This is a genomic window from Acetobacter sp. DsW_059, from assembly GCF_002153695.1.
Taxonomy (GTDB): domain Bacteria; phylum Pseudomonadota; class Alphaproteobacteria; order Acetobacterales; family Acetobacteraceae; genus Acetobacter; species Acetobacter thailandicus.
The window spans coordinates 1-251 of the sequence record NZ_JOPI01000076.1 but is presented as its reverse complement, the minus strand read 5'-3'; the positions used below and the strand labels follow the sequence as shown (position 1 = coordinate 251).

Genomic DNA, 251 nt, shown 5'->3' with positions numbered 1-251 from the left:
GGCGGACAGGCCGCCCCTGATCATCGCACATGGCATGCAGTTTTGAGTTCAGACCGCCTTTTGTTCGCCCGATATGGCGGGGAAAAGCCCTTTTTTAAGCAGAGAGGCTGCCGTTCTGTGTGCTTTGAGATGTGTGGCATCGATCATCAGACGCTTCGAACGACCCGCCTGTTCTGCCAGGGTTTTAAAAATCCTGTCAAAGACACCCAGGCGGCTCCACCGAATGAAGCGATTATATAAAGTCTTGTGCG

At 53.0% G+C, this 251-nt stretch carries 1 pseudogene; it reads right to left on the bottom strand.

What is annotated here, in order from left to right:
- A pseudogene (locus HK25_RS13435) lies at nt 1-251 on the bottom strand (IS5/IS1182 family transposase); the annotation flags it as partial.